The organism is Streptomyces sp. NPDC026092, assembly GCF_040638605.1.
Taxonomy (GTDB): domain Bacteria; phylum Actinomycetota; class Actinomycetes; order Streptomycetales; family Streptomycetaceae; genus Streptomyces.
The window spans coordinates 501,343-525,973 of record NZ_JBEZYN010000002.1; the positions used below are offsets into that span (position 1 = coordinate 501,343).

Sequence of the window (24,631 nt, forward strand, 5' to 3'; positions counted from 1 at the left end):
TTATTTCCGCTGTCCATCACCTTGTGAAGCGGAAGAGGGCGGTTACCGCCGTGTCGTCTCAGTCCCCCAGTTCCCCGAGTACCTCCACCGGCCAAGACGGGCAGGGTAAGAACCCTGCGACCGCCTTCGGCGCCAATGAGTGGCTCGTCGACGAGATCTACCAGCAGTACCTCCAGGACCCGAATTCAGTCGATCGTGCCTGGTGGGACTTCTTCGCCGACTACAAGCCCGGTGCCACGGAGACCCCGGCCTCCGCGCCGCAGGTGAGCCCCGCACAGGCCGCACCTGCCGCTCCGGCCCCGGTCAAGGCCGCCCCCGCCGCGGCCGCTCCGGCTCAGGCTGCCGCTCCGGCCGCCGCCGCCCCGGCCCCCGCGAAGCCCGCCGCCGCCCCGGCTCCGGCCGCCGCGGCCCCGGCGCCGGCGAAGGCCGCTCCGGCCGCCGCGAAGCCCGCCCCCGCCGCCCCCGCGGCCGAGGCGCCCGCGGGCCCCGAGCTGGTCACGCTGCGCGGCCCCGCCGCCGCCGTCGCGAAGAACATGAACGCCTCGCTGGAGGTGCCGACGGCCACGTCCGTCCGCGCCGTCCCGGTGAAGCTGCTCTTCGACAACCGGATCGTGATCAACAACCACCTGAAGCGCGCCCGGGGCGGGAAGATCTCCTTCACGCACCTGATCGGCTACGCGATGGTGCAGGCGATCAAGGCCATGCCGTCGATGAACTACTCCTTCGCGGAGAAGGACGGCAAGCCGACCCTGGTCAAGCCGGACCACGTGAACTTCGGCCTCGCGATCGACCTGGTCAAGCCCAACGGCGACCGCCAGCTCGTCGTCGCGGGCATCAAGAAGGCCGAGACGCTGAACTTCTTCGAGTTCTGGCAGGCCTACGAGGACATCGTCAAGCGCGCCCGTGTCGGCAAGCTCACGATGGAGGACTTCACCGGCGTCACGGTCTCCCTGACCAACCCCGGCGGCCTCGGCACGGTCCACTCGGTCCCCCGCCTGATGCCCGGACAGTCGGTCATCATGGGCGTCGGCTCCATGGACTACCCGGCCGAGTTCCAGGGCACCTCCCAGGACACCCTGAACAAGCTGGGCATCTCCAAGGTCATGACGCTGACCTCGACGTACGACCACCGCGTCATCCAGGGCGCCGCCTCCGGCGAGTTCCTGCGCGTCGTCGCGAACTACCTCCTCGGCGAGGAGGGCTTCTACGACGACATCTTCAAGGCCCTGCGCATCCCCTACGAGCCGGTCCGCTGGCTCAAGGACATCGACGCCTCGCACGACGACGACGTCACCAAGGCCGCGCGCGTCTTCGAGCTGATCCACTCCTACCGGGTCCGCGGCCACGTCATGGCCGACACCGACCCGCTGGAGTACCGCCAGCGCAAGCACCCCGACCTGGACATCACCGAGCACGGACTGACGCTCTGGGACCTGGAGCGCGAGTTCGCGGTCGGTGGGTTCGCGGGCAAGTCGATGATGAAGCTCCGCGACATCCTCGGCGTGCTGCGCGACTCGTACTGCCGCACCACCGGCGTCGAGTTCATGCACATCCAGGACCCGAAGCAGCGCAAGTGGATCCAGGACCGGGTCGAGCGTTCGCACTCCAAGCCGGAGCGCGAGGAGCAGCTGCGGATCCTGCGCCGCCTGAACGCGGCGGAGGCCTTCGAGACCTTCCTGCAGACCAAGTACGTCGGTCAGAAGCGGTTCTCCCTGGAGGGCGGCGAGTCCGTCATCCCGCTGCTCGACGCGGTCATCGACTCCGCCGCCGAGTCCCGCCTGGACGAGGTCGTCATCGGCATGGCCCACCGCGGCCGGCTGAACGTCCTCGCGAACATCGTGGGCAAGTCGTACGCGCAGATCTTCCGCGAGTTCGAGGGCAACCTCGACCCGAAGTCGATGCACGGCTCCGGCGACGTGAAGTACCACCTGGGCGCCGAGGGCACCTTCACCGGCCTGGACGGAGAGCAGATCAAGGTCTCGCTCGCCGCCAACCCCTCGCACCTGGAGGCGGTCGACCCGGTCCTGGAGGGTGTCGTCCGCGCCAAGCAGGACGTCATCAACAAGGGCGGTACGGACTTCACCGTCCTCCCCGTCGCCCTGCACGGTGACGCGGCCTTCGCCGGCCAGGGTGTCGTCGCCGAGACGCTGAACATGTCGCAGCTGCGCGGCTACCGCACCGGCGGCACGGTCCACATCGTCATCAACAACCAGGTCGGCTTCACGGCGGCTCCCGAGTCGTCCCGCTCCTCCATGTACGCCACGGACGTGGCCCGCATGATCGAGGCGCCGATCTTCCACGTGAACGGCGACGACCCGGAGGCCGTGGTCCGCGTCGCGCGGCTCGCCTTCGAGTTCCGCCAGACGTTCAACAAGGACGTCGTGATCGACCTCATCTGCTACCGCCGCCGCGGTCACAACGAGGGCGACAACCCGCAGTTCACCAATCCGCAGATGTACAACCTGATCGACAAGAAGCGTTCGGTGCGCAAGCTGTACACCGAGTCGCTCATCGGTCGCGGCGACATCACGCTGGAAGAGGCGGAGCAGGCGCTCCAGGACTTCCAGGGCCAGCTGGAGAAGGTCTTCGCGGAGGTCCGCGAGGCCACCTCCGCCCCGGCCCCGGCGCACATCCCGGACCCGCAGCCGGAGTTCCCGGTCGCCGTCACCACCGCGGTCTCCCAGGAGGTCGTGAAGCGGATCGCCGAGTCGCAGGTGAACATCCCGGAGCGGATCACGGTCCACCCGCGTCTGATGCCGCAGATGCAGCGCCGCGCGGCCTCCATCGACGACGGCACGATCGACTGGGGCTTCGGCGAGACCCTCGCCATCGGCTCGCTGCTGATGGAGGGCACCCCGGTCCGGCTGTCCGGCCAGGACTCCCGCCGCGGCACCTTCGGTCAGCGGCACGCGGTCCTGGTGGACCAGGAGACCGGCGAGGACTACACCCCGCTGCTCTACCTGGCCGAGGACCAGGCCCACTACAACGTCTACGACTCGCTGCTCAGCGAGTACGCGGCGATGGGCTTCGAGTACGGCTACTCGCTGGCCCGCCCGGACTCCCTGGTCATCTGGGAGGCCCAGTTCGGTGACTTCGTCAACGGCGCGCAGACCGTCGTCGACGAGTTCATCTCCTCGGCCGAGCAGAAGTGGGGCCAGACCTCCGGCGTCACGCTGCTCCTGCCGCACGGCTACGAGGGCCAGGGCCCGGACCACTCGTCCGCGCGCCCGGAGCGCTTCCTCCAGATGTGCGCGCAGGACAACATGACGATCGCCATGCCGACCCTGCCGTCGAACTACTTCCACCTGCTGCGCTGGCAGGTCCACAACCCGCACCACAAGCCGCTGATCGTCTTCACCCCGAAGTCGATGCTGCGTCTGAAGGCCGCGGCGTCGAAGGCGGAGGAGTTCACCACCGGCGGCTTCCGCCCGGTGATCGGCGACTCCACGGTGAACGCGGCCGACGTCCGCAAGGTCGTCTTCTGCGCCGGCAAGGTCTACTACGACCTGGAGGCCGAGCGTCAGAAGCGCGGTGTCACGGACACGGCGATCATCCGTCTGGAGCGCCTGTACCCGCTGCCGGGTGCCGAGCTGCAGGCCGAGATCGCCAAGTACCCGAACGCCGAGAAGTACCTGTGGGCCCAGGAGGAGCCGGCGAACCAGGGTGCCTGGCCGTTCATCGCGCTCAACCTGATCGACCACCTGGACCTGGCGGTCGGCGCCGACATCCCGCACGGCGAGCGCCTGCGCCGGATCTCGCGCCCGCACTCCTCGTCCCCGGCGGTCGGCTCGGCCAAGCGCCACCAGGCCGAGCAGCAGCAGCTGGTCAACGAGGTCTTCGACGCCTGACCCCGCCGTACGGACAGCCCAGAGGCCCGGCTCCCCGCGAGGGGGGCCGGGCCTCCGGCGTTGTCCCGGGGCCGCGCCGGGCCTCAGCCGAGGTAAGCCTCGAAGTCCCAGTACGGCCGGTTGCGCTGCCGTGCGGACAGGGTGTGCGGATGCTGGGCGCCGAGCGTCCGCGTCAGCGTGAGCAGGGCGTCCTCCTCGACCTTCCCGGCCTCCTCCACCTCGCGCAGCCCCCGCAGGTCGGCCGCGAGGGCGATCTGGCAGGAGAGCGTGAGCGGGTGGTCGTTGCCGAGGATCGAGCGGGCCCGCCGGAGCGTCTCCCGGCTCAGCTCGGTCGCGTCGCCGACCCGCCCGTTGAAGTTCCGCGCGGCGGCGGCGTTGAGCGCGCAGCCGAGGACCCACGGATGGTCGGCCCCGAGCGAGGCGGTGAGCCCGGCGAGCGCGGACTCCAGCATGGCCATGGCGTCCGCGCGTTCACCGGAGGCCTGCATGACGAGGCCGGTGTTGGCGAGCATCCCGGTGGCGACCGGATGGGCGGGGCCGAGGAGGCTGCGGTAGGCGGCCTCGGCCTCCTGCGTCAGTTCGCGCGCGTGGCTGAGATCGCCGTGTTCGCGCAGGAAGTTGGCGTAGTTGTTGATGAAGGAGAGCGTCAGGTAGTGGGTGCGCCCGTGCACCTGCTCGATCTGCTCCAGCAGGCTCGCCATCTGGCTGCCGATGTCCTGCTGCGAGCTGCCCTCGCGGCGTCGGCACAGGGCCAGTTGGGCGCGGGCGGACAGGGTCTGCGGGTGCTGCGCCCCCAGGACCTGGACGTGCAGGCGGACGTTGGCCTCCTGGCGGACCAGCGCGTCGCGGTAGCGGCCGAGCAGCCGCAGGTCGTGGGCGAGCGCGTTTCCGGAGTTGAGGGTGTTCACGTGCCGGGCGCGCAGGACGTTCTCCCGGCGGGCGAGGGTGTCGACGTCGTACTCGTACGCCTCCTGGAAGCGGCCGAGCAGACGGAGCGCCACTCCGAGGTTGTGGCGGGCGACGAGGGTGACGAACTCGCCCTCGCCGAGGAGGCGTTGGGAGACTTCGAGCACCTCGCGCTGGAGCTCCTCGGCTTCGACGTACTGGCCCAGGTGCCGGAGGTTGGTCGCGATGGCGCTGTCGCAGAAGAGTTCGCCCAGCGCGTTGCGGGGAGTGGCGCGGGTGAGCCGTTCCTTGAGCGCGCGGTCGAGTTCGTGGGCCTCCCGGAACCGGCCGCTGGCGCGCAGGATGTTGCCCTCCTGCGTGGTGAGGTCGAGCATCGGCTGGGCGAGCGGGTCCATGAAGTCGGTCCAGCTCTCCCGGATCCGCTCGGCGAGCCGCGTACCCGCCTTGAACTCGCCGCTGCGGTAGCAGTAGCGCAGACAGTTCAGGACGGCGGTCTGGGTGCGGGGGTTGCGGCTGACGAGGGCGCCCGAGGGTTCCAGGTGCGGGAGCAGTTCGGCGTACTGGGGCCAGTGCCGGCTGTCCATGGGGTCGCCGGGGTCCGCTTCGGCGAGCAGGGTGCGGACGGCCTTGCGGTGGGCCTCCCGGTGGGGGCCGTCGGTGAGCCGGGAGATGATGTCGTGCACGAGCCGGTGCATGTGGACCGACTCCTGGTGCGGCCCCATCTCGGTGCTGAGGGTCCCGCGGCTGTCCCGGGTGAGGACGGAGTAGTTGACCAGGGTGTCCAGGGCCCGGGTCCACGCGGCGAGGTCGGTGGCCATCCAGTGCAGGTCCTCGGGGAGTTCCGCCTGGGGGTAGGAGCGGACGATGCCGAGGGGGATGCGGCCGGCCGCGAAGGAGGCGCAGAGGCTGAGGATCTCGACGGCCTGCGGCTGGGAGCGTCGGAGCCGGTTGATCAGTATCGACCAGGACGTGAGCGAGGCGTTCGGGAAGCCGTCGCCGGTGGAGGGCTCGTCGACGGTGGTGAGGTGTCCCTCGCGGACCATGCGCAGGTACTCGGGGACTTCCATGCGGGACTCGCCGAGCCAGGCGGCCGCCTGGACGAGCGGCAGGGGCACGTCGCCGAACTCGGCCGCGACCTCGTCGGCCTCGACGCCGCTGATGTGCGGGGCCCGGCGCATCAGATAGGCGGTGGACTCGGCCCGGTCGAAGCCCTGGACCTCGAGGACGTCGGTGTGCTCGGCCCATTCGCGGTTGCGGGAGGTGATGAGGACGTGCCCGGGTCCCTGGGGGAGCATCACGTTGATGCCCTCGATGTCGTCCCAGCCGTCGAAGACCACCAGCCAGCGGGAGTGCGGATCGCCCCGGCGCAGCGCTTCGCGCACGGCGCGGATGCGCTCGCCGGGTTCGCTGCCGACGGGCAGGTCGAGCGCGGAGGCCAGTCCGCCGAAGCGGTCGCGCTGGATGTTGCGGTCGTCGGAGTTGACCCACCAGATGACGTCGTAGTCGGGGCTGAAGCGGTGGGCGTACTCGGCGGCGATCTGCGTCTTGCCGATGCCGGACATGCCGAGCAGGGTGCAGGCGGCGTTGCCGCGCTCGGCGTCCATGAGGCGCTGCTGGAGGTCGGTCAGCAGGTCGTCGCGGCCGGTGAAGCGTCGGTTCCGGCGAGGAACCTCTCCCCAGATGTCGGGGGGCGTGTCCGGGTAGCGGGTGGTCGGCAGGGGGATGCGGCGGCCGCCCTGCCGGCGCGGCTCGATGCCGAGTCTGGAGAGCAGACGCGCCTCGGCCTCCTCCTCGCCGACGCCCCAGAGGCTCACGGGTTCGAGGACCGCGGTGGCGGGGAGCAGTGAGCGGTTGGTCAGGTTGACGGCGGCGAAGCGTTCGGCGTTGGCGGCGACGAAGCCGCGCAGCACGTCGTTCCACTCGCCCGCCGGGCGCGGGCCGAGTTCGAAGAACCAGTCGTTGAGGACGAGGAGGACCGGCCCCCTGGAGAGCAGCAGGTCCGCGAGGGAGTCCTCCAGGGGCACCTCGCGGGGCGGGTCCCAGCGTTGCAGGGTGGACCGGACGTCGTGCCTCGCGAGGCGCTGCGCGATCCAGGTGGCCCAAGGGCGGTGATAGCCCGGGAAGACGACCAGGACGTGCTCCGGCCCACCTGTTCCTCCTCGGTCCGCCGTCCCGGAGCCGCTCGACCGCCCCTGTTCCGCCATGTGCTTCTCCCTACTCCACTCACGCGCCACGCAGTGTCATGTCCCGTGGGCACAGTGTTACTCAACGGCGCCTCGGGTCGCGCCGAGGCTCGCATGATGCCTGTGCATTCGGTGGGCGAACTCCCGCCCCGCGCTTGTCAGTTCATCGGATTCAAGCAGGATCTCCAGCGCTCCGCCCACCTGATCGTGGAAGCGCTCGAACTGCTGCCCGGCACGGGAGCGCCAGGGTGTCGGCAGTCCTCCCCCGCTCGCGGCCCTGCGCCACAGGTCGGTGAGGGCGAGATGGGCGTAGGCGCCTTGGAGCACGCCCGAGATGGGGCGGGGGTCGGACCGCCAGCCGACCCGGTGCACGGCGCCGTGCGCGGGGTCGTAGAGCGGTACGAGTTCGTGGAGCGCGGCCAGTTTGCCGTGGTGCGCCTCGTGGACGAGGGTCTCGGCCAGCTCCTGGGCCGTGCCGGGCAGCGTGGTCAGCACGGCTCCCGGCGCGGAGCGCAGCGTGGCGCCGATCGGGCCCGAGTCGCCCGCCGCCAGGGGGACGACGATCCGGACGGCCCGGGCGGTCTCGGCGGCCCGGCCGGGGTCCGTACGGGAGAGCAGGGCATGGGCCGCCCGCCATCGCGCGGCCCAGAGGGGGAAGTCGCCGACGGTCCGCTCGGAGGCGCGCCGCGGCGGGTTGCCGACCCCTCCGGGCGGTACGCGGTAGGGGTCGAGGTCGTCGAGGAGGGCGGTGCCCCCGGGCAGGGCGCGCACGGCTTCCCAGCGGCGTCCCGGGCCCACCGCGTGGGTGTGCCGCCCCTTCGTCACCAGGACGGCGCCCCGAACCCGGGCGCCGCCGACGCCGATCAGGGCGGTCCGGCCCCGTACGCGGACACGGGCCCGCTCGGCGCCCGCCCCCTCGGCGGCCGGACCCGCGGCACCCGACCCTTCGGCGGCCGGCCCCTCGGCGCCGGTCCCGAGGCGCCCGACGCCGGTGAGCGAGAGCGCGCCGCGCGGGGCCGCGACGTACCGGTCGAGGGGGCAGCCGGCCCGCAGGGCAGCCGTGGCGGCGATGGCCTCCCAGCGCGCCAGGTGCTCCGCGAGCAGGGCGACGGTCGGCGCGGCCAGCGCGGTGGCCAGCCAGGTGCCGGTCGTGGGGTAGTCGAGGACGTCCCGGACGATCGCGGGCCGCTGCCGTTCGATCCTCTCCAGGAGCCGCCAGGCGTCCACGAAGCGCTCGTACGAGGCCGGGTCCAGGTCGTCGTGCCCGCGCTGGACCCTGATCCGCAGGGCCTTGAGGAGCAGCAGGCGCCGGGAGCGCAGGGCGGAGTGGAGCTGCGGCGCCTCCGTGACGGCAGGGCGGGTGCTCGCCAGTTGGGTGAGGACGGCCGGGGAGAGGGGCACGACGCTCACGGCCCGTTCCCCGCTCGGGCCCGCGCCCGGGGAGCACATCTGACCGGAAACGGTCGGTCGGTCGTCAGGGACGGGCCATCAGGGCAGGCCATCGCTGTTCGACGCCCAGGACTCGCCGAGCTCCAAGGACTGCACGAGTACGCGCTCGACCGCGGCGACCAGTTCCGGATGGTCCATGACCCGCAAGGTCCGCAGGTCGACGGCGGTGAGATCGGGCAAGGACGGAGCCTGACCGGCGTCCCGGTCTGCACCGGTCGCCCACTCCTTGTGCTCCGACACCCTCGGCTCCTCCCCACCGACGTCTGTCCCCCACGGTCGTAGCGGCGGAGCGGTTCTTCCCGACGCCAGGAAGACGGAAACCCGTTCGACTCAACTGCGCCCATTCACGCCCCCGTTATCCAGCCGTTCTCCGTATCGCCCCTCGGGCGGCCGCCTACTCGACCGCCTCGCGCCAGGCCCACCACGGCGGCGAGATCCTGTGCCGGTCCTCGACGGAGAGCGGTGCCCGGTACGGGTTCAGAGCCCCGCGTACCTCCGCGAGCAGGCCCCTGGTCCGGTCCACGTCGTTCCAGTCCACCTCCACGACCGCGGCGTCGAGGCGCCGCCACTGCTCGGCGGCCGCCCTCAACGCCGTCTCGGCACGCCCCTTGCGGCCCATCAGGAACAGCACGGCCCCCTGGGCGTGCAGGGCACGGGCGCCGGTGATCGTGCCCGGGGTGTCGCCGTGGGCCGAGCGGGCGTCCTCCCAGGCGCGTTCGTACGCCGTGAGCGCGTCGCCCAGGACGCCGTCCCGGGCCGTCTCGCTCAACTCCAGTCTCACCCGTCCCAGTTGCAGCCACACCTCGGAGCGCAGTCCGATGTCCCGCGTCGTGCGCGCGGCCTGTTCCAGGAGGTGGCGGCTCTCGAAGAGGTCGGGGAGGAAACCGGCCCGGTGGAAGCGCAGGGCCAGCACGGTGCCGATGAGGATGCCGGCGCGGGAGCGCTCCGGGGCGCCGGCCGGGAGGCTGGTGAGGGCCTCGCGCAGGACGCTCTCGGCGCGGTCCACGGCGGCCTGGTCGGGGGTGGTCGCGGCACGGCGCATCAGGGACTCGCCCCAGGCCATCAGGGTCCGGCCACGCTGTCCACTGTCGGCGGGGGCGAGCAGGCTGGCCTCCTCGTACGCGGTGTCGGCGGCCGGGCCGTCGCCGGCACGGTCGTACAGCCGGGCGCGCGCCGTCGCCCAGCGCAGCCGCAGGGCGACGCGGTCGTCGAGCAGCTCCCCGGCCCGGTCGAGGACGGGCAGGATCTCGGCCGGGGCGGCGCCGGACAGGTGCAGGGCGTCGGCGAGGTCGAGGAGCGCCGCCACGCTCTCCCGGAGGGAGAGCGCCGTGGTGAGCTCGGTCGCCGCGGCCGCGCCGTCACCGCGCGCGAGGAGCAGCCGCCCCCGGCGCAGGTGCAGCGTGTGGTGGTGGGCCTCGGGCCAGTCCGGTACGTCGCCGAAGAGCGCGTCCAGGGCGTCGTCCAGGTGCCGCCGGTCGGCGGTGTGGCGCCACAACCCGTGGTGCGCGACGGCCTGTTCGAGCCGTGCCTCGGCCCACTCCGCGCCGCCCGGCTCGGCCAGGTCGCCGGCCCGCTCCAGTTCGGTCAGGGCGCGGCTCAGGAGCTCCCGGCGGCGCTCGGTGCCCTGGACGGCGGCGGTGCCGGACTCCGCGTACAGCACGCGCCCCAGCAGGATCCCGGCCTCGACGGGGTGGTCGGGCAGTGCCACCTCGGCCTGGCGGCGGGCCCGGACGAGCAGCGAGGAGTCGGACTGGCCGAGCCACTGCTCGAAGAGGCGCCGGGCGGCGGCCAGCGGATCGGGGGTGATCAGGTCGGGGTGGTAGAAGCGGAGCACGCGCGCGGGGATACGGGCGAACAGTTCGGGTTCCGTGCCGACCGGGCCCGTGGGCTCGTCGGTCCCCTCGACCGTGCCGGGCGCCGCCGCCGGGTCCTCGCCGGTGCCGTGACCGGCGAGCCGGGCGGCCGCGAGCGCCGGGAAGTTGCGCATGCCCTGGCCGAAATTGCGCTCCACGTACTCGGAGCAGTGTTTGAGCACGAGCGCGGCCGCGCCCCGGTCCAGGGAGCCGAGGAGGTGCTGCTGCACGCGCGGGGAGTAGCTGAAGCACGGGTACGGAGCAGGGCCCGGCAGTTGTCGCAGGAGCCCGCTGAGCAGGACCTCGGCGAGCTCCATGGGTCCGGTGTCGGGCAGCATCGCGCGCTGGACGAGCTGCATGACGGGCAGGGCGAGCGGGGCGGCCGCGAGATGGACGGCGAGCCGCAACGCGCCGGGCGAGGCGCCCGCGGTGAACGCCCGCAGCAACTCCTCGTCGCTGCGCGGGGTCCGGGGCGGCGCGGGTGCGGCGGTGGGGGCGGGTGAGGCGGCGGGCGCGGGTGAGGCGGCCGGCGCGGTGGGGGCGGGAGTCGCGGCGGCGATCGGGCCGGATGTCGCCGCCGTGCGGAGCGGCTCGGGGGCGATCAGGGCCGCCCAGCCGCGCACCCCGCCCGAGCCGTGCCCCGCGTGCAGCCGCGCCCAGGAGGCGAACGCCTCGGGCGTGGGCGTGAGCACGGGCACCGCGCGCGTGTCGGGGGCGGACGGCTCCCAGGGCTCCTCGTCGGGCTGGAAACCGGTGTGTCCGCCGGGGGACGACGGACGGAGCAACAGGCCCGGCTCCACGGACAGCGCGGTCCGGGGCCAGAGCCGCGGCGGCAGCGGCTGGACGAGGGCGAGCGGGGACTGCCGGGGCCACTGGTGGATCAGCCGCTGGGCCGCGCCGCGCTGCCAGAGCGGGCCGACGCAGTCGCTGACGATCAGGGTGAGGCGACGGCCGGTCGGGTCGTGCAGCTGGTCGCCGGGGCGCAGCCGCGGCCGGCCGTCGGCTCCGGAGGTCGTGGTGACCAGCGGCGCGCCCTCGCCCGTGTCGTACAGCCGGTGCACCTGGACGTCGCGGAAGGCGCCGGACTGCTGGCAGGCCTGGCGGAGTTCCTCGACCATGCGGGTCCAGACGACCATGGCGGGGCCGGTGTCCATGAGCAGCTGGATGTCGGGGCGCCGGCCTGCCGCCGGACGCATGACAGGCATGAGCATGCCCGCCGCCGCGCTGCGTTCGGCGGTCGCCTCCTCGTCCAGGAGCCCTTCGCCGGGCCGGAGCGGGAAGTGGGCGTAGTGGCGCAGCGGGCGGAGCGCCTTCTGCAGGCCGAGGAGACCGGGCAGCGCGTTGGCGCCGGGCGCGCGGACGGGCAGGGCCCGGCTTCCTCCCGCCGTCCGGAGGGCGGTGCCGCCTGCCCCGCCGAGGAACGGCCGGATGTCGACGGTGTCGGTGGCGCGGGCGGGCCGGTCCGGGTCGTCGTCGGAGCCAGTGCCGTCGCCGGGGGCGGCGCCGTCGCCGGGCGGTCGGCCTCCGTCGGTTCCGGTGCCTGGGCTCGTACCCGTACCCGTACGGGAATGCGCGTCGCCGCCGTCGCCCTGCTCGCCGCCCGTGCCGGTGGCCGAATCTCGTCCCTCTCCCGGGAGTTCGGTGCCGTCCGGGTCCTCCTGGTGGTCCGCCGCCGGGTCGTCCCCCGCGTCGCCCGCCGGGTCCGGGACAGGCGTCGGGAGCCACTGGGCGAGCCAGACGGCGTCCGCGACCTCCTCGGCCGTGGGCTCCTGGCCCCCGGCCCGCAGTCTGCGGGTGAGCTCTTCCAGATGCATCCGGTGCATCCGGCCATCACCTCGGTTGATCGAGCGGCTGCATGAGCATGTCCGCGATGCGTTCCCGGGTCACCCGCTCGGTGCGCGGGGCGTGCTGGGTCAGATAGATCGCGTTCAGGAGCTGATCGGTGGCGATGACCTCGCCGGGCTCGCGGTTCAGGAAGCGGCTGACCAGGCCCTCTTCGCCGGCCGCCGCGTCGGGGCCGAGGTGCGCCTCGATCATGGCGCCGAGCTGTTCCTCGCCCGGCGGCTCCAGCTCCAGGCGGATGCAGCGGCGCAACAGGGCGGCGGGGAAGTCCCGTTCGCCGTTGGAGGTGAGCACGATGAACGGGAACGTGGAGCAACGGATCCGCCCGCCCTGGACGGGGACCTTCCGGCCGTCGTCCGTGAGGACCTGGACCACGGGCTCCCGGTCGGCGAGCCGCTCCAGCTCCGGGATGGCGAACTCGCCCTCCTCCAACGCGTTCAGCAGGTCGTTCGGCAGGTCCAGGTCGCTCTTGTCGAGCTCGTCGATGAGCAGGACCCGGGGCTGCTCGGAGGGGAGCAGCGCGGTGCCGAGCGGTCCGAGCCGGATGTACGAGCCGATCCCCGCCGGCGTCGCGGCGGGCACCGTCGACCCGGCCTGGGCGCGCTCCAGCTGCACGTCCTGGAGACGGCCGATGGCGTCGTAGCGGTAGAGCCCGTCCTGGAGGGTCGACCGGGAGACGATCGGCCACCGAAGAACCCGGCCCAGGCCCAGTTCGTGGGCGACGGCGTGGGCGAGCGTGGACTTTCCGGTGCCGGGATTGCCGGTCACGAGGAGCGGACGGCGCAGGTAGAGGGCCGCGTTGACGGCGTCGGTCTCGGCGGGCCTGGGGTGGTGGTTCTGGACCAGCCGGCGGCGCACGCCGAGGCGCCGGTCGGAGCCGGCCAGGGTGTCGTCGGCGCCGCCCGACGAGAAGTCCCGCCACGGCGGCGGAGCCGGCAACCGCCCTATCTCGTCGTGCGGGTGGCCGGCACCACGGTAGATCCGCCAATCGTTCACGATGAACTCCTCCTGGCTGCTGCGGTGTCGTGGCCCGGCCTTTCGAACGTACCGCCGAACCCCGGCCCTCTGCGATGCACGAACCGGACCTTTTGTCCGCGTGGCGGCGGGGTCACCAGTCCTCCTCTCCGAGCATCGAAGGGCCCTGGAGCGGGTCTTCGTGCGGAGGGCGGTCCGGGGGGTCGAACAGCACGGCGAGGTTCCCGGCCCAGGCGTGCTCGGAACGGACGGGGGCGGGCGGACCACTGCCGCTCACGGCCGGGTCGAGGGAGGGGGCCGGATCCAGGCCTGGAGTCAGGGCGGGATCGGCGTCCAGGTCCGCGTACGTGTCCCTGTCCGCATCCAGGTCCGGATCCGGGTCCATGTCCAGATACAGGTCCTCGTCCGCGAACACCCGCCTGCGCAGGGAGATGACCGGTCCGTGCAGGCCCTCGGCCCCGCCCGCTTCGGCGATCAGCAGGCCGGCCCGCTCGTGGAACTCGGCACAGGACGTGCGGTCGTGGTCATGGGCGCCGTGGCGCCACAGGGCGATGGGGTGGCCTGCGGCGAGCGCGGCGGCCATGGCCTTGAGTCCGTCACCGCTGCTCACGGGGCCGCAGTACACCGGAACCGAGCCGTCCGCGGCCTCCGAGAGCCGTACCCAGGCCTGGCGGGGCGACTCGCGGCGGATCCGGTGCGCGGCGTGGACGTCCCGCGCCGCCGCGAGCGTGTCGGCGCGCAGCGGTACCGCCCGGAGCGGTCCGAGCCCGGACGTGCGCCACCGTCTGCGCCACTCGGGCGCCGGCGGCCGCCCGGCGCGGCCGCGGTCCCGGATGACGACGATCCGGCGGTGGCCGAGGGGTAACGAGCGTTCGTCGAAGAACTCGTCGTCGGGCGAGAGGCGCCAGGTGTCCAGGGGCTCGTCGAAGAGCTCGCGCGGCAACAGCGCCTCGACGGCCGCCAGATGCTCGCCCCGGTCGCCGCGGGCCAGCGCCTCCGCGAGGGGCTCCCGCAGGGTGTCCCGGAGCCGTTCGCGCTCGACGCCCTCGTCGTCCCCGTACAGCGGGGTGATGGTGTGGCCGTCGAAGAGCAGCTTCACCCGCCAGGGGAACTTCCGGCCGTAGGGCGGGGGGTCGATCTCGACGAGGACGTCGGCGCGGGCCCCGGGCTCCCGGGCCGAACGGCCGCCGGTGGGGCGGCCGTTCGCGAGGACGGCGGCGATGGTCTTGCGCGTGCGGAGCGGCGTCTCGGTGGCGGCGTCGGTGACCCAGGCGGCCAGGTCCGCGACGGCGGCGCCCTCGCCGTGCCGCTCCCTGACGTGCCGGGCGACCTTGGCCGCGTACACGAGCACGGCGTTCGGGCCGATGTCGGTGGCGGACTCCTGGTTCGGTTCGTGGAGTTCGTGGAGGAGTCCGACGCCCTCGCGCCAGGTCTGCGGGGCGACTTCGAGCACCGGGCGCAGGTCGTGGCCGACGGTCTGCCGCCGGGCCTCGTCGACGAGGTGGAGCACGTCTCCGGGTCCGGTCGGCGGGTGCAGCTCGGCGAGCCGACCGTACAGATGGATACGGCGCCCGGGGTCGAGGCCCGGGGTGCCGGGTGGACGGTGCCGGAGCTGCGCCCTGGTCCAGTCGCCGTCCTCGTTGTCGAGCGAGCGGAAGCGGGCGAGGTGGTACCGGTCGTGGTCCCGCATGACCTCGGAGAGCACCTCGCCGCCGCGCTCGCGGTGGAGCCTGCGCAGGGAGGTGATGGGGACGGCGGCGCCCTCGTCCGCGCCGCGCCCCTTGTTGAGGCCGATGACGACCGCGCGGTTCAGGTCGACGACCGGGCCGCCGGAGAGCCCCTCCACGGGCTGGGTGCCGCTCAGCAGGAGGGCCTCGCCGTCGACGCCGTGGACCCTGCCGACGGCGTCGCGGATCGCGAGCCGGCCGGTCACCCGTGACCAGCCGTACAGCGCGACCGGGATGGGGTCGGCGATGACGGGCGGGCGCTCACTGAGCCGTACGCAGCTGGCGTCCTGGGCGTCGGGGACGCGGACGAGCGCGAGGTCCGGGAAGTCCCAGCGGTCCAGCACCTGTTCGGGATCGGCGGGGCGCGGGCTCGCGAGGACGACCTCGCCGGTCGTCACTCCGCCGTCCCGGACGATGCCGACGGCCCGTTTTCCTCTCCACACCTCGCTCCCCCCTTTGGCCACGACGTGGGCGCAGGTCAGCACCCAGCCGGGGGCGATGAAGAAGCCGGTGCCCCAGTACCGGTCGCCGTGCGGGTCATACCCGTCACCGGGAGCCGCGATGCGTACCAGCGCGGGGCGCACGAGGGATTCGAAGGCGCTCATACGGCGCCGTCGGCCGCCGGCCGCTGCGGCGCCCCCGCATCGGGCGCCGGCGCGGGCCCGGGGACGGGGGCGGGCGCGCGCACGGAGCCGGGTGCGGGGGCCGGCTCGGCCACCGAATCGGCTGCCTCGTCGGCCGCGGTCGCCGGGCCCGGTTCGGTCCAGGTGAGGGAGACCGCGATCGAGGCCGTGCCGCCGCCCTCGGCGAGGACGCTGATCACCTTCCCCGCCTGCGCGGTGAGTTCGATGCCGAAGCTGACGGAGACCTCGACCGGCGCCTGCGGGTCGAGCCCGCCCCGCAGCGAGCCGACGACCCCGCGCACGACGTCGGTGAGCCCCTCCGTCATGGAGAGGACCCGGTCGCCGATGCCGGTGTCCGTGAAGCCGCCGCCCCGGCGTAGTTCCTCGGGCTCGCTGACGCGGGCCCAGACGGGCGTGCCGTCGTCCAGTCGAATCCGAGCGATCCCGTGCGTCACAGCGGCCCCCCGCTCCCCGAAACGATGATGAAGAAGGCTAGTCCCTGCCGCTGACAAGCGCGATAGGCCGCGCGGAGCACGGCCTATCCTGATCGCATGTACTTCACTGACCGTGGCATCGAGGAACTGGAAAAGAGGCGCGGCACGGAGGAGGTGTCCTTCGAGTGGCTCGCCGAGCAGCTGCGTACGTTCGTCGATCTCAACCCCGACTTCGAGGTGCCCGTCGAGCGCCTCGCGACCTGGCTGGCCCGCCTCGACGACGAGGACGAGGACGACGAGTAGCCAGTACGTCTCCGGTGACCCCCTTCGGGGGTCACGGACCGCGCAGCCGGTCGTACACGAGCCCCAGCGCGCCGTGTACGACGAGCAGCGCCCCGGCCGTCGTCCAGCCTCCGCTGCGGCGGCCGATGCCCCAGGCGAGCAGCGGCAGTCCCGCCCCCAGTTGCGCCGCGCCGAGCAGCCGGGCCCTGCGGCCGCGCAGATACGGGCCGAAGGGGCCGCCCTCCACCGCGTCGAGTTCGGCGCGCACGGCTTCGCGCCAGCCGGACCATTCGAGCTGTTCCGCCCCCTGGGCCAGGGCGACCGAGCGGAGCCGGTCGGCGCTCTCGCCGGGGGTGAGGCCGGTGGGCAGGGCGAGGCCCACGCGCGCGAGGACGGCGGCCAGGCCGACGAGCCGGGCGTGCGCGTCGGCGTCGGTGTCGGGCCGGGTGAGCGGCTCCAGGGCCTGGACGTCGAGGACGGGGTCGAGGGCGAGCCGGGCCGCGAAGGTGCGCATGGCCTCGTCCTCGCCGACCGGGGTGCCGTCCGCCAGCCAGGTGTAGCCGACGGTGCGGCGGAAGCCCGCGGCCAGGGTGAAGCCCGCCCGGTCCGCGTCCCACCAGAGCGCGAGGACCGGCCAGGTGGCGGCGGAGACGGCCAGCGCGGTGGCCCAGCCCGTGACGACCCGCTCGACGGGCTCGCCGCCGTGGAGCCACGGCTTCCCCTCCGGGACGACGACGCACCATTCGGTGCCGGCCGGGGCGAGGAGCAGTTGTTCGCGCAGCAGCTGGGCCGGTGGGCGGACCGCCGCGGGCTCGGCGCGGCAGAGCAGCAGCGCCCCGGCGGGACGAGCGTCGGGGCTCGATCCGGATGTCGCGTTCATGAGGCCTTACGCTAGGCCAATTTGTCCCGTTACAAGAGTGAATGCCTGCTCGCGCCCTGACGGAAACGGGGGTTGACTTCCCCGTACCGCGATATATCGTGTCTATCGAGAGACGCGATATGTTGCGTCACCGAACGGGAGGTCAGCACGATGACAGAGTGGTCCGTGGCCGAGCCGACGAAACTCACGCTGACCGACCCCGTCACCTGCCTCCGGGTCCGCGTCGTCAACGGCACGGTGAACGTGGTGGGCACCGACGAGCGCACCGCCCGCCTGGAGATCGCCGAGATCAAGGGCCCGCCGCTCACCGTGACGCAGGAGGGCTCGACCCTGACCGTCTCCTACGACGACCTGCACTGGCAGGGCTTCCTCAAGTGGTTCGACCCCATGGGGCTCCGCCGCCGGGCCGTCGTCTCGGTGGCCGTCCCGGCCGGCGCGGACGTCGAGGTGGGCGTGGTCGGCGCCGGTGCGGTGATCTCCGGGATCAAGGGGCGTACGGACGTCCAGGGCGTCACCGGCGACACCACCCTCGTCGGGCTCTCCGGACCGGTCCACGCGGAGAGCGTCTCCGGCTCCTTCGAGGCCCACACGGTCACGGGCGCGCTGCGGGTCAACACCGTGACCGGCGACCTGACCGTGATCGACGGCTCGGGCGCCTCCGTGAAGGCCGACACGGTCAGCGGGGACCTGGTGATCGACCTGGACGCCGGCGAGCAGGCCGGGCCTCCCGCCGACATCCGCCTGACCAGCGTCTCCGGCGAGATCGCGCTCAGGATCCCGCACCCCTCGGACACCGAGGTCGAGGCCAGCACCACGAGCGGCTCCGTCTCCAACGCCTTCGAGGACCTCCGGGTGGGCGGGCAGTGGGGCACGAAGAGCATCACCGGCACGCTCGGCGACGGCCGCGGCAAGCTCAAGGCCACGACGGTGTCCGGCTCGATCGCCCTCCTGCGCCGCCCGGAGGCGGCGGGCCCCGAAGACCCCGACGGCTCCGAAGACACCGACAGCTCCGCCGACGCCGGCGCCGTACCCTCACCCTCCGCCACGCCCTCGTCCTCGCCCTCCGGAAAGGTGCTGTGACATGCCGCCCGTCTTCGCCCACGGCCGCCTGCGTCTCTACCTGCTCAAGCTCCTCGACGAGGCGCCCCGCCACGGCTACGAGGTGATCCGGCTCCTGGAGGAGCGGTTCCAGGGGCTCTACGCACCGTCGGCAGGCACGGTCTACCCCCGGCTCGCCAAGCTGGAGGCCGAGGGTCTGGTCACGCACGCCACCGAGGGCGGCCGCAAGGTGTACTCGATCACCGACGCGGGCCGCGCCGAGCTGGCCGGCCGCGTCGGCGAACTGGACGACCTGGAGCGGGAGATCCGCGAGTCGGTCTCCGAGCTCGCCGCCGAGATCCGCGACGACGTGCGCGGCGCGGCGGGCAAGCTGCGCAGCGAGATGCGCGCGGCGGCGAGCGAGAGCCGACAGAAGGGCTCCTCGTTCTCCGACGCCAAGGAGGAGCTGCGGCGCGCGAAGCAGGAGTGGCGGGAGCAGACCCGCCAGGCCCGCGAGGAGGCCCAGTCGGCGCGCCGGCAGGCCAAGGAGTTCCAGCGGATCGCCCAGCAGGTCCAGGACCAGGTCCAGGACCACTTCGCGCGCGGCGACTGGCCGAAGGGCGTCTGGGAGGGCATCTCGGACATCACCGCCCAGCTCGGCGGTCTGGTCACGGGCACGACGCACCCCAGGGCCTCGGGTCGCACGGCGACTCCGGGGAAGGCGGCCCAGGAGGAGACCGCGGCGGGGACGACCCCGGCAGCCACCCCGAAGGACGCCGTCACGGAGGAAGCCGGGGCCGTCTCGGAGGAGACCCTCTCCGACTGGGCCCGGACCGTCGAGTCCACCGGCGACCCGGCCCGCGACCTGGACCGGCTCCTCGACCGGTTCCGCGACGACATCCGTGACGCCGCGCGGGACCACGGGGTGACGGCGGCCCAGCTGACCGAGGCCCGCCGCCACCTGTCGACGGCGGCGGACCGCGTCACGTCGCTCCTCCGGCCGGCCCGCAAGGACGCCTAGGGCCTGTCCGGCGGATCAGGGTCGGATAGGCCGCGGCGTCTGGTGCATGGGGCCTCCCCAGGCCCTCTGGGCCTAGGGGACGCATCGCAAGGCGCCGGAGCGTCTCGATAGCGGAGCTGTCGGGGCGTTTCGGCAACGCGGCGAGGGGCCGTGCCAGGCGTCGCGACCCCGGCCATGATCCGCCGGACAGGCCCTAGCGCGGAGCCCGGGTGGCGGTCACCGTCACCCGGGCCCCCGGGGCCGCGAGGACCAGGGCGGAGCCGCCTGACGTGCCCGTGCGGACCACGATCGCCTTCCCCCGGGCCGTCACCTGCCAGGCGCCCGGGGGAAGGGAGAGCTCGGTGACCCGAGAGCCCCGGCGGGACGAGACGTACTCCAGCCGGTAGACCCCGGCCCCGGAGTCGTACGCGGCGGAGGTGACCGTGCCCGCGACGGCCTCCGCGTAGGGCTCGGCGGTCAGCTCCTTGTTCGTACGGAAGGTCCCGGCGCCGTCCACCGCGCAGTACCCGCCGCCGTAGCACCACACATAGCCGGCCCACCCGCTGCCGTACCGGCCGAGGGAGGCCATCGCCTCGCGGTAGAAGCGGTTCATGTTCGGCAGGGTGTTGTTGAGCGGGCCCCACTCCCCCACGACGACCGGGACCTTGTACTCCTTGGGGTACTGCGTCACGGCCTGTTCGTACGTCTCGATCCAGCGGGCGGCCGGGTCGTAGTCGGCGCCCGCCTCCATGGCGGCGTTGTAGAAGTGCGGGGCGTAGACGACCTTCGGGTCGTCGATCCGGCCGAGGCCGGTGGGCACGCCCTCGCCGACGATCGGGGTCGGCTCGACGAAGACCCAGGTGTCCCGGTCCACCGCGCGGACCGCGTCCGCGAGCCGGTTGTACATCGGGGTCAGCTGCTCGCGCTCGATCCGCCGGGCGGCGGTCGGCAGGTCCTCGCCCTCGCGCAGCTCGCCCATGGGCTCGTTGATCAGGTCGTAGCCGAGGACGGCCGGGTGGTCCTCGAACCGGTCGGCGAGCAGGCGCCACATCTCGGCCTGGGCGCGGCGCAGGTCCTCGTCCTCGTAGAGATGGGTGAAGGCGCGCTGCACGGCCGGCTCGAAGTACTCGGCGAACCAGTCGTCCGGGTGCGGGGTGAAGGGCAGCCCGTCGGTCCTGGTCGCCCAGGCGGGCACGCCCCGGTGGCCGAAGGCGGGACCGAAGACGTCCTGGTGGGCGTCGATGAGGACATGGACGTCGTACTTCTCCGCCCAGTCCAGGATGCGTTCGATCTTCCGCAGGTAGTCCTGGCTGTACTGGCCGCGGCGCGGCTCCAGGTCGTCCCAGAAGACGAGCAGCCGGGCGAAGTTGAAGCCCTTGGCGCGCATGTCGCGGAAGTGGCGCTCGGTGATGGCGGAGAGGGCCTTCTCGCCGCGGTTGGCCTTGTCCTCGACGTTCCACCCGCGCAGGGTGAGGACGCGCCCGTGGTCATCGGTGAGAGGAGGTAAAGCTCCTTGAGCGGGCGCTCCGCTCGGGGCGAGCAGCGCGGCGACAACGGCGCCTGTGGCAAGGGTCGTTCGCAACATGGGACCTCCGGCACGAGGGTGTGATCGCGTGCGATCGCGGTGCCGGAGATCCCATCAGCAGATCTGACGATCCATCAAGAGTTGGTCAGGACGATCTTTCCGAAGAGGTCGCCCGAGGCCATCTTCTCGAAGCCCTCACGCGCGCGGTCCAGCGGCAGCACCTGGTCGATCACCGGCCGGAGGCCCGTGGTGGCGCAGAAGGCGAGCAGGTCCTCCAGCTCGTCCTTGGTGCCCATGGTGGAGCCGACGACCTTGAGCTCAAGGAAGAAGATCCGGGTGAGCTCGGCGTGCGAGGGGCGGTCGCCGCTCGTGGCGCCCGAGATCACCAGGGTGCCGCCGGGGCGCAGCGACTTGACCGAGTGCGACCAGGTGGCGGCGCCGACGGTCTCGATGACGGCGTCGACCCGCTTCGGCAGCCGGGCGCCCGGCTCGTACGCCTCGAGGGCGCCGAGCTCGACGGCCCGCTTCCGCTTGGCCTCGTCGCGGCTGGTGGCGAAGACCCGCAGGCCGGCGGCGGCGCCGAGGGCGATGGCGGCGGTGGCGACCCCGCCGCCGGCGCCCTGGACCAGGACGGAGTCGCCGGGGCGGACGCCCCCGTTGGTGAAGAGCATGCGGTACGCGGTGAGCCAGGCGGTCGGGAGGCAGGCGGCCTCCTCGAAGGAGAGCTCCTTGGGCTTGGGGAGCACGTTCCAGGCGGGCACCGTGACGCGCTCGGCGAAGGTGCCCTGGTACCGCTCGGTCAGGATCGAGCGCGGTTCGTCGGGGCCGACCCCGTGGCCGGACTGGCCGATGACGGAGTGGAGGACGACCTCGTTCCCGTTCTCGTCGATGCCCGCGGCGTCGCAGCCGAGGATCATCGGCAGCCTCTCCTCGGGCAGGCCCACCCCGCGCAGCGACCAGAGGTCGTGGTGGTTGAGCGAGGCGGCCTTGACGGTGACGGTGGTCCACCCGGGACGCACCTCGGGCTCGGGCCGCTCGCCCAGCTCAAGGCCGTTCAGCGGCTGGTCACGGTCGATTCGGGCGGCGTAGGCAGCGAACATGGCCATGAGCGTAGGGTCACCGGGCCTGCGGCGGAACCGCACATCGCTGTGACGCGCGTCCCTGCCGCCCGGGCCACGAGGGGCATGCGGAAGGGCCCCGCCCTGAGACCAGGACGGGGCCCTTCACGGGTGCGCGAGGCGTCAGCGGCGGGCGACGCCCTCGGCGCGGGCGGCGGCGGCGACGGCGTTCGCGACCGCCGGGGCGACGCGCTCGTCGAAGGGCGACGGGATCACGCAGTCGGCGGCGAGCTGGTCACCGACCACGTCCGCGATGGCGTTCGCCGCGGCGATCTTCATGCCCTCGGTGATCCGGGAGGCCCGGACCTGGAGGGCGCCCGCGAAGATGCCGGGGAAGGCGAGCACGTTGTTGATCTGGTTCGGGTAGTCCGAACGGCCGGTCGCCACGACGGCCGCGTACTTGTGCGCGACGTCGGGGTGGACCTCGGGGTTCGGGTTGGCCATGGCGAACACGAACGCGTTCGGCGCCATGGACGCGACCGCGGCCTCCGGGACCGTACCGCCGGAGACGCCGATGAAGACGTCCGCGCCGGCCAGGGCGTCCTCGAGGGAGCCGGTGAGGCCCGCCTTGTTCGTGATCTCGGCGAGCTCGCGCTTGACCGGGTTCAGGTCGTCCCGGTCACGGCTGACGATGCCCTTGCGGTCCGTGACGGCCACGTCACCGAGCCCCGCCTCGAGGAGGAACTTGGCGATGGCGACGCCCGCCGCACCGGCGCCGGAGATGACCGCGCGCAGGTCGCCGAGGCCCCGGTCGGTCAGCTTCGCCGCGTTGCGGAGCGCGGCGAGGGTGACGACGGCGGTGCCGTGCTGGTCGTCGTGGAAGACGGGGATGTCCAGGCGCTCCTGGAGCTTGCGCTCGATCTCGAAGCACCGGGGCGCCGAGATGTCCTCCAGGTTCACGCCGCCGAAGGAGGGGGCGAGCCGGACGACGGTCTCCACGATCTCGTCGGTGTCGGTGGTGGCGAGCGCGATCGGCACCGCGTCCACGCCGCCGAACTGCTTGAAGAGGATGGCCTTCCCCTCCATCACCGGAAGCGACGCCTCCGGGCCGATGTCGCCGAGTCCGAGCACCGCCGTACCGTCGGTCACGACCGCGACGACCTGGGACTTCCAGGTGTAGTCGTGGACCAGCTCCGGCTGCTCGGCAATCGCGGTGCACACCTTGGCGACGCCGGGCGTGTACGCGAGGGACAGGTCGTCCTTGTCGCGCAACGGCACCGTGGCCGAGATGGCCATCTTGCCGCCGCGGTGCAGCGCGAAGGCCGGATCGAAGGGCTCCTGAGCCCCTTCCGTACCGCTCTCGCTGCGAGGATTGACGATCTCCGCTGCCATTGGGTTGACCCCTTAAGTCTTCTTCATTTGAGGGTGGCCACTCCTTCTTGAGGAGGGGTGGGCGGGTCCCGCGGTCGCCGTGTCTGGCAACCGCGCGGGCGCGCCGCACAACGCGCCCTGAGCCCCGGATGAGGGGTGTAAGGATCCTTCTTACCGGACGTACATCACCGTAGACGAGTCCATTGCGGAGCGGTGACGCGGCTCATACGGACGCAAAGGCACCTTGCGAAGAGCAGGCGCGTCGCCTCATGTCCGGAAACGTTCTCGTGTAGACCGGATGGTGGCCTTCGTGTAGTCCGGATGGCGAGATCAACCGGAGATTTTCCGGCCTCGGGGAACATTCCCCGGAAGAGGTCCGGCCAGTGTCCACCGGGCCTCCGGAGTTCGGGGGTCACCCGTTATCCGATTTTGACATGCGTGGCCGTCCGATTGACGCAGTCCGAATGGCAAGATGCGCGTAATCACACGAGGTCGCGACACCCGAAGGTGCGTGCACGCGGCCTATGGCAACGCCTCACACGCCGGAGGAACCCGACCATGACCGCACGCTCCACGCGCCGCACGACCGCCAAGACCCGCACCTCCCGTCTTGCCGCGGTCGCCGCCATCGCGGTCGCCGGCTCCATGCTGCTGACCGCCTGCGGCGACCAGACCAACGGTGGCTCGACCCCCACGGGCGACAAGACCTCCGGCGCCGTCTCCGACGCCCCGCTCTTCGCCAAGCTCCCCGCCGACATCCAGAAGGCCGGCGTCATCAAGGTGGGTACGGACGCCACGTACGCCCCGATGGAGTTCAAGGAGGGCGACAAGATCGTCGGTGTCGACCCCGACATCGCCGCCGCCCTGGGCAAGCAGCTCGGTGTGAAGTTCGAGTTCGCCAGCGGCACGTTCGACACCCTGCTCACCGCGCTCCCGACCGGTCGTACGGACGTCGTGATGTCCTCGATGACCGACACCAAGGCCCGCCAGGAGGGTCTGGACGACAAGGGCCAGAAGGTCGGCACGGGTGTCGACTTCGTCGACTACTTCACCGCCTCCACCGGCATCCTGGTGAAGAAGGGCAACCCGGAGAACATCAAGTCCCTCGACGACCTGTGCGGCAAGAAGCTCGCCGTCCAGCGGGGCACGACGTACGAGCAGGCCGCCAAGGACCAGGCCGAGAAGTGCAAGAAGGACGGCAAGCCCGCCCTCACCTTCGAGTCCTTCCCGACCGACGCCGAGGCCCAGACCCGCGTCAAGGCGGGCGGCGCCGTCGCCGACCTGAACGACTCCCCGGTCGCCGCGTACATCGCGAAGACCGCGGGCGGCGGCAACGACTTCGAGGCCATCGCCAACAAGTCGGACGCCGGCTTCTTCGGCATCGCCGTCGACAAGAAGGACACGCAGCTGCGTGACGCGATCAAGGAAGCCCTCGACGCGATCATCAAGGACGGCACGTACAAGGCTGCGCTGGACAAGTGGAACGCCGGGGACGGCGCGATTCCCGCGGCCCAGATCAACGGCGGCTCCTGATCCCCACGTACCACTGAAGGGCAGTCGTTGTGACTGACAAGCTCGACAAGGTTCCCGACGGGGCGTCGCCCGCCCCGTCGGACCTCCCCCCGGAGGCCATCAAG

At 72.5% G+C, this 24,631-nt stretch carries 16 protein-coding genes; 5 read left to right on the plus strand and 11 right to left on the minus strand.

Translation table 11 applies throughout. The annotated features are described in order from the left end of the window. Positions 1 to 50 precede the first annotated feature (50 nt). Positions 51 to 3,848 (plus strand): multifunctional oxoglutarate decarboxylase/oxoglutarate dehydrogenase thiamine pyrophosphate-binding subunit/dihydrolipoyllysine-residue succinyltransferase subunit, encoded by a 3,798-nt coding sequence (locus AB0F56_RS04890; RefSeq protein WP_362003953.1) that lies wholly within the window; start codon positions 51 to 53, stop codon positions 3,846 to 3,848. Positions 3,849 to 3,931: 83 nt separating this feature from the next. Here the strand turns inward: AB0F56_RS04890 and fxsT are convergent, their stop codons facing one another. From fxsT to AB0F56_RS04925, 7 genes are all read right to left on the minus strand, one after another. Continuing rightward, a complete protein-coding gene (gene fxsT / locus AB0F56_RS04895; RefSeq protein WP_362003955.1) occupies positions 3,932 to 6,958 on the minus strand; it encodes an FxSxx-COOH system tetratricopeptide repeat protein in 3,027 nt (1,008 codons plus the stop codon). 57 nt (positions 6,959 to 7,015) lie between these two features. After that, positions 7,016 to 8,347 carry an HEXXH motif-containing putative peptide modification protein gene (locus AB0F56_RS04900; RefSeq protein WP_362003957.1) on the minus strand — a complete coding sequence of 444 codons (1,332 nt, stop codon included), beginning with the start codon at positions 8,345 to 8,347 and terminating at the stop codon, positions 7,016 to 7,018. Between the two features lie 78 nt (positions 8,348 to 8,425). Continuing rightward, a complete protein-coding gene (locus AB0F56_RS04905) occupies positions 8,426 to 8,626 on the minus strand; it encodes a hypothetical protein (RefSeq protein WP_362003959.1) in 201 nt (66 codons plus the stop codon). Between the two features lie 154 nt (positions 8,627 to 8,780). Continuing rightward, positions 8,781 to 12,062 carry an SAV_2336 N-terminal domain-related protein gene (locus AB0F56_RS04910; protein ID WP_362003961.1) on the minus strand — a complete coding sequence of 1,094 codons (3,282 nt, stop codon included), beginning with the start codon at positions 12,060 to 12,062 and terminating at the stop codon, positions 8,781 to 8,783. Between the two features lie 7 nt (positions 12,063 to 12,069). Further along, on the minus strand, positions 12,070 to 13,077 hold the full coding sequence (locus AB0F56_RS04915; protein WP_362003963.1) for a MoxR family ATPase: 1,008 nt from the start codon (positions 13,075 to 13,077) through the stop codon (positions 12,070 to 12,072). Positions 13,078 to 13,189: 112 nt separating this feature from the next. After that, positions 13,190 to 15,388: a trypsin-like peptidase domain-containing protein gene (locus AB0F56_RS04920; RefSeq protein ID WP_362003966.1), complete on the minus strand. Its 2,199-nt coding sequence runs from the start codon at positions 15,386 to 15,388 to the stop codon at positions 13,190 to 13,192. After that, positions 15,385 to 15,861: a CU044_2847 family protein gene (locus AB0F56_RS04925; RefSeq protein WP_362003968.1), complete on the minus strand. Its 477-nt coding sequence runs from the start codon at positions 15,859 to 15,861 to the stop codon at positions 15,385 to 15,387. Before AB0F56_RS04925 ends, AB0F56_RS04920 begins: the two co-directional genes overlap by 4 nt. Before the next feature lie 96 nt (positions 15,862 to 15,957). On the opposite strand from AB0F56_RS04925, the gene AB0F56_RS04930 reads away from it, so the two are divergent. Continuing rightward, on the plus strand, positions 15,958 to 16,143 hold the full coding sequence (locus AB0F56_RS04930; RefSeq protein ID WP_362003971.1) for a DUF6104 family protein: 186 nt from the start codon (positions 15,958 to 15,960) through the stop codon (positions 16,141 to 16,143). Positions 16,144 to 16,174: 31 nt separating this feature from the next. Here the strand turns inward: AB0F56_RS04930 and AB0F56_RS04935 are convergent, their stop codons facing one another. Continuing rightward, positions 16,175 to 17,002: a hypothetical protein gene (locus tag AB0F56_RS04935; protein WP_362003974.1), complete on the minus strand. Its 828-nt coding sequence runs from the start codon at positions 17,000 to 17,002 to the stop codon at positions 16,175 to 16,177. 150 nt (positions 17,003 to 17,152) lie between these two features. Here AB0F56_RS04935 and AB0F56_RS04940 point away from each other — a divergent pair, with 150 nt between their 5' ends. Both AB0F56_RS04940 and AB0F56_RS04945 read left to right on the plus strand, forming a co-directional pair. Beyond that, positions 17,153 to 18,082: a DUF4097 family beta strand repeat-containing protein gene (locus tag AB0F56_RS04940; RefSeq protein ID WP_362003976.1), complete on the plus strand. Its 930-nt coding sequence runs from the start codon at positions 17,153 to 17,155 to the stop codon at positions 18,080 to 18,082. A 1-nt stretch (position 18,083) separates the two neighbouring features. After that, positions 18,084 to 19,061, plus strand: coding sequence for a helix-turn-helix transcriptional regulator (locus AB0F56_RS04945; protein WP_362003979.1), 978 nt, complete (start codon positions 18,084 to 18,086; stop codon positions 19,059 to 19,061). A gap of 193 nt (positions 19,062 to 19,254) precedes the next feature. Here the strand turns inward: AB0F56_RS04945 and AB0F56_RS04950 are convergent, their stop codons facing one another. From AB0F56_RS04950 to AB0F56_RS04960, 3 genes are all read right to left on the minus strand, one after another. Next, positions 19,255 to 20,625, minus strand: coding sequence for a cellulase family glycosylhydrolase (locus AB0F56_RS04950; RefSeq protein ID WP_362003982.1), 1,371 nt, complete (start codon positions 20,623 to 20,625; stop codon positions 19,255 to 19,257). Between the two features lie 74 nt (positions 20,626 to 20,699). Then, positions 20,700 to 21,665 (minus strand): zinc-binding dehydrogenase, encoded by a 966-nt coding sequence (locus AB0F56_RS04955; RefSeq protein ID WP_362003985.1) that lies wholly within the window; start codon positions 21,663 to 21,665, stop codon positions 20,700 to 20,702. 141 nt (positions 21,666 to 21,806) lie between these two features. Continuing rightward, complete coding sequence (locus tag AB0F56_RS04960; RefSeq protein WP_362003986.1) at positions 21,807 to 23,015, minus strand: NADP-dependent malic enzyme; 1,209 nt, start codon at positions 23,013 to 23,015, stop codon at positions 21,807 to 21,809. Positions 23,016 to 23,552: 537 nt separating this feature from the next. Here AB0F56_RS04960 and AB0F56_RS04965 point away from each other — a divergent pair. Beyond that, positions 23,553 to 24,527 carry an ABC transporter substrate-binding protein gene (locus AB0F56_RS04965; RefSeq protein ID WP_362003989.1) on the plus strand — a complete coding sequence of 325 codons (975 nt, stop codon included), beginning with the start codon at positions 23,553 to 23,555 and terminating at the stop codon, positions 24,525 to 24,527. Positions 24,528 to 24,631: the final 104 nt, after the last annotated feature.